Annotated in this window: 4 protein-coding genes; 1 reads left to right on the top strand and 3 read right to left on the bottom strand. The window is 48.4% G+C overall.

Annotated elements, in window-relative coordinates:
- Positions 1-623 (bottom strand): ATP-dependent sacrificial sulfur transferase LarE (gene larE / locus PHU49_12735; GenBank protein MDD5244873.1); only part of this gene is annotated, 623 nt, incomplete at its 3' end.
- Positions 624-1,073: 450 nt separating this feature from the next.
- Here larE and PHU49_12730 point away from each other — a divergent pair.
- A complete protein-coding gene (locus PHU49_12730) occupies positions 1,074-2,555 on the top strand; it encodes a S1 RNA-binding domain-containing protein (protein MDD5244872.1) in 1,482 nt (493 codons plus the stop codon).
- A gap of 362 nt (positions 2,556-2,917) precedes the next feature.
- Here the strand turns inward: PHU49_12730 and PHU49_12725 are convergent, their stop codons facing one another.
- Together PHU49_12725 and PHU49_12720 are read right to left on the bottom strand one after the other, a co-directional pair.
- Complete coding sequence (locus PHU49_12725; GenBank protein ID MDD5244871.1) at positions 2,918-3,754, bottom strand: FAD/NAD(P)-binding protein; 837 nt, start codon at positions 3,752-3,754, stop codon at positions 2,918-2,920.
- Positions 3,747-4,856, bottom strand: coding sequence for a 4Fe-4S dicluster domain-containing protein (locus PHU49_12720; GenBank protein MDD5244870.1), 1,110 nt, complete (start codon positions 4,854-4,856; stop codon positions 3,747-3,749). The genes PHU49_12725 and PHU49_12720 overlap by 8 nt, the downstream gene beginning before the upstream one ends.
- Positions 4,857-4,930 lie beyond the last annotated feature (74 nt).

Below are 4,930 nucleotides of genomic sequence, written 5' to 3'. Positions count from 1 at the left end.
CTTACACCAAGGTCTTTTATAAAGCTTTCCGACTGTTCTATCTTCTCCAATAATACCTTGTCAATTGGTGTCCCATAGGGGATCCTCGTTGCGAGACAGGCATCGGAAGGTTTTTCTGCCGTAGGGAGCCTGAGGACCTTTGAAAGTTCACGTATCTCCTTTTTTGTCAGCCCTGCCATCTGAAGCGGACTTACAACACCTTTCTCCTTACATGCCCTGCTTCCGGGTCTGAAATCAGACATATCGTCAAGGTTCGAACCATCGGTAATATTAATTATTCCTTTTTTATTTCCTATAGATAACAGCTCATCTATAATAATTTGCTTACAATAATAACATCTATCTATTGAATTATTAAAAAAATTATAGTTATTTAGCTGGGGTGTTTCTACAATCACATATTCCGAGCCAAGGGTCTTTGCAGTCTTTTCGGCCTCCTGAATATCTTTGCCCGGATAGATCGGCGAAGAGGCAATGACGGCAAGGACATTCTCCCTGCCGAGGACATCGACAGAGACCTTCAGAAGGAAGGTGCTGTCCACCCCGCCTGAATAGGCAACAATCACCTGTCCTAAATCTCTGATGATGCCTTTCAATACCCCATATTTTGAATCAATGTCCATGATGAAGTATGTTATGTCATGACTTTTCAATTGTCAAACAAGAACGATGAATCCCTTGAAAGGTGATGGGTAATAGGTGATGGGTGATGGGTCGCGCAGCGCGGCACGGTGTCATTGCGAGCCCGCAGGGCGTGGCAATCCCAGGGGATGAGATTGCCGCGTCGCTTCGCTCCTCGCAATGACAGTATAATGTGGAACGTTAAACAGGATTTACTCTCGGCCCTTAGCTCTCCGCTCTTCGCTGCCTTCCTCCCCTTACCAGGTCTTAAGCTCTCTGCTCTCTGCTCTCTGCTCTCTGCTCTCTGCTCTCTGCTCTCTGCTCTCTGCTCTCTGCTCTCTGCTCTCTGCTCTCTGCTCTCTGCTCTCTGCTCTTGGTTGCTTTTTCTGGACATTACAGACGAGAAGGTGTACATTATACATTCACCAACATCGTTCCATAAGAGGGCTAAAATGACTGAAGAAAACATTCAAGATACCATACCCGACGCAAACACCGTACATAGCGCGGAGGAAGAGGATTTTGCCACGCTTTTTGAAAAAAGCGGGGCAGCTTCCCGAAGACTGGAACCGGGTCAGAAAGTCAATGCGAGGATAGTGAGCATCTCAGGCGATTTTGTCTTTATCGATCTCGGCGGGAAAAGCGAAGGGGTAATAAACCTTAATGAGTTCTTAAAAGAGGACGGCACCTATCATGTAAGCGAAGGCGATACTATCGATGCCTTTTTTGTAACCTTCTCGGATGGTTTGAAAAGATTTACCAGCCGTACCAAAGGATACTCAACGGTTGATTCACAGGGAATCCGCAATGCCCATGAGGCAGACCTGCCGGTGAACGGAAAGGTCATAAGTGAGCTTAAAGGCGGTTTTGAGGTCCATGTCGGCAAGATAAGGTGCTTCTGTCCTTTTTCACATATTGACCTGAAAGGTGGGCGGAAATCCGAGTTATATATCAATCAGACGTTCCCTTTCAAGATCCTCGAATACAAGGAAAATGGACGCAATGTGATCCTTTCACGGAGGGTCCTCCTCGAAGAAGAACAGCAGGAAAGGCTCAAGGCATTCAAGGAAAGTCTCCAGACAGGTATGGAAGTGACAGGGAAGGTCCGCGCAATACAAAAGTTCGGCGCCTTCGTTGACCTCGGTGGTATCGATGGGCTCATTCCATCCAGTGAGCTCTCATGGAATCGCGCTGAAAAGGCTGAAAACCTTCTGTCACCAGGTCAGGAGGTAACGGTAAAGGTTATTGCCATTGACTGGGAAAGGAACCGTCTGACCCTGAGCATAAAATCAATGCAGCCTGACCCCTATGCAAGCGCTGCGGAAAAGTACCCCATCGACAGTATGGTCAAGGGTACCGTTGTCCGGCTTGAAAGTTTTGGCGCCTTTGTGAACCTGGAACCAGGTATAGACGGCCTCATACCGATCTCAAAGTTTGGCACAGGAAGACGTATAAAACATCCGAAAGAGGTTGCGGAGGTCGGACAGTGGGTGGAGGCGCGCGTCATTGACATCAATGCAGCAAACAGAAAAATAACCCTGTCCATGGAACAGAAGATCAATTTCGAAGAGATTCAGCTCCCTGCTGTCAGTGATATCGTTCACGGAACCGTGGAGAGGGTGATACCTGCCGGACTGTTCCTTAAGATAGGCGACTATCTTACCGGGTTCATTCCCAATTCAGAGATGGGAACGCCGCGCGGTACCAACCACAACCGTATGTTCCCACCCGGTACTACCCTCCAGACCATTGTGATCGAGGTCGACAAAAATCGTAAAAGGGTCACGCTGAGCAGAAACAAAGTGGATGAAAAGATGGAAGAAGATACCTACAATTCGTACAGGGACAGCGTGAAGAAAGAAGAGCAGGCAACAGGCGGTCTCGGGAGTCTCGGCGATCTGCTCAGGGAAAAGTGGGGAAGCATACGGCAGTAATAAGTTCATGGCTCATGGCTGATAAGCTCATAGCAAATCCGTATATCGTATTTCGTATATCGTATATCGCAATGCAAAGCGAAATCCGAAGCACGAATAACTAAGCACTAAACAAATTCTAATATTCAAAATTCAAAATAGTTGAACAAAATAACTTTGTCATTGCGAGCGCAGCGCGGCAATCTCATTCAATAGATATTCAATAGATCGCCACGTCGCTTCGCTCCTCGCGGTGACAACATGTTTTGAACATTCGATATTTGAATTTTGATATTGTTTAGGATTTGGTGCCTTAGGATTTCGATATTAGGATTTCGTGCTTGTGTAACATTTGGGGCTTCGATATTCGGATTCCCTTCGTATTATACTTCGTCAGGCATCTCTTTCAACTGTGCGAGGGAAAAGACAGGGCCATCTTTGCAGACGTACCTGGATCCGATGTTGCAGCGGCCGCAGATACCGACACCGCACTTCATCCTCTTTTCGAGGGTTGTTATAATATCTTCATCCCTGAACCCGAGTTGAGCCAGTCCTTCAAGGACAAATTTGATCATGATCGGGGGGCCGCATGTGATCGCCACTGTATTATCAGGCGCCGGCGCCACCTCCTTGAGGACCGTCGGTACAAAACCCGTCCTCTTGTTCCATCCCGGGAACTCATTGTCCACGGTGAGGATCAGGTTGACATCGGACCTTTCCTCCCACTCCTTAAGCTCATCTTTATAGCAGAGGTCAGGCGGGGTTCGTGATCCGTAGATGATCGTTATATCGTTATAATCAGCGCGGTGATCGAGCATAAAGAGGATCAGCGTCCTCAAGGGCGCCAGACCGATCCCGCCACCAATGAAGAGGATATTCCTTTCCTTCATCTGCTCATAGGGGAACCAGTTCCCAAGGGGTGCCCGCAAACCGATCTGATCACCGGGATAGAGGTTATGGATCGCTGCGGTAACCTCTCCTGCCTTCATGACGCTGAACTGGAGATATTCCATCCTGGTCGGGGGTGAATTGATGACAAAGGTCGACTCACCAACACCAAAAACCGATAACTGGCCAACCTGCCCCGGTTCAAAACGAAAACTTTTCATCCGCTCCGGGTCATTGAATACCACCTGGTAAGACCTGATATTCGGCGTCTCTTCGATGACGCGCAATACGGTTGCAAGTTCCGGCAGGTATGGGTTTTTTATGTCATTCATCTTTTGAGCTCCCAGCTTCCGACGCGGTTTCTCTATCTTGTGATACCCAGTGCATTTCCTGCCGGGTATCTTTCAGATAATTCACGATCTCGCTGATATCAACAGAGACAGGGCAATACCTGATGCACCTTCCGCAGCCGCAACAGGCTATGACACCTTCGTATTTTTCAGGATAATAGATAAACTTGTGTCCTACGCGGTTCTTGAACCGTTGGAATCTCGTTGGTCTCGGGTTATGGCCGCTCGCCTCGAGGGTAAAGTGAAAGAACATACACGCATCCCAGCTCCGTATCCTTTCACCGCTGCTGACACCCTGTTCATCGGTAATATTGAAACAGTAACAGGTCGGGCAGAGATACGTGCAGGCGCCGCAGCTCACACATTTGTCAACAACCTGTTCCCAGAATCCATCATAGTTAAAGAGTGATTGGGATATCTTTGGCAGTTTATCGGTAACGAACGGATTTCTCACCTCATCGTGTGCCTTTTCCTGAACATGCTGCGCATCCTTCAGATAGGGGCTTCCGTCCTCTATCATCGGTTTTCCGAGGATTGCCCTTCCCTTTTCGGTGATCGGTTCGATGACGTAGCCGCCTTCCAGCCCGGTCATCATGACATCTGAACCTTCCTTGTGCGCCGGGCCGCCTCCCACGGCAACACAGAAACACCCGGGAGAAGGCGCCGCACAGCTCAAGGTAACAACGAGCGTGTTTTCACGCCGTTTCTTATAGTAGGGATCAGGTGTATCTGTCTCGATGAAGACCCTGTCGTAGATCCTGAAACCTTTGGCATCACAGGGACGAGCGCCGAAGATGACCATATTCGGTACGTCGATATCGGCCTTCAGTTCCACGGCAGTTTTCTGGAGGTTTTCGGGCTCTTTCTTATATTCAAAGGAAAAGAGTGTTTCACTCTGCGGGTAGATAACTGACTTTGGCGGGACATTGGCCGGCCTGTCAAAACAGAGGGTCCTTTCTTCGCTGAAAGGCCGGAAGATAACGATATCTCCCTCGAGACAGGGCACATAGACAACCGCAGTTCCGGCGAGTTCCTTCAGGAAGTCCTTTATCTTTTCTTTTGGCAGGTAACCTGTATCGAACATTAGAGTTTGTGCTCCTTAATCTTCGCTTCATCAACATTAAATGTATACATGGGCGGCTTATCGTCAAGGTTCAC

Source organism: Syntrophorhabdaceae bacterium (genome assembly GCA_028713955.1).
Taxonomy (GTDB): Bacteria; Desulfobacterota; Syntrophorhabdia; order Syntrophorhabdales; family Syntrophorhabdaceae; genus UBA5609.
The sequence above is the reverse complement of the archived record's forward strand: the minus strand, read 5'-3'. Positions and strand labels throughout refer to the sequence as shown.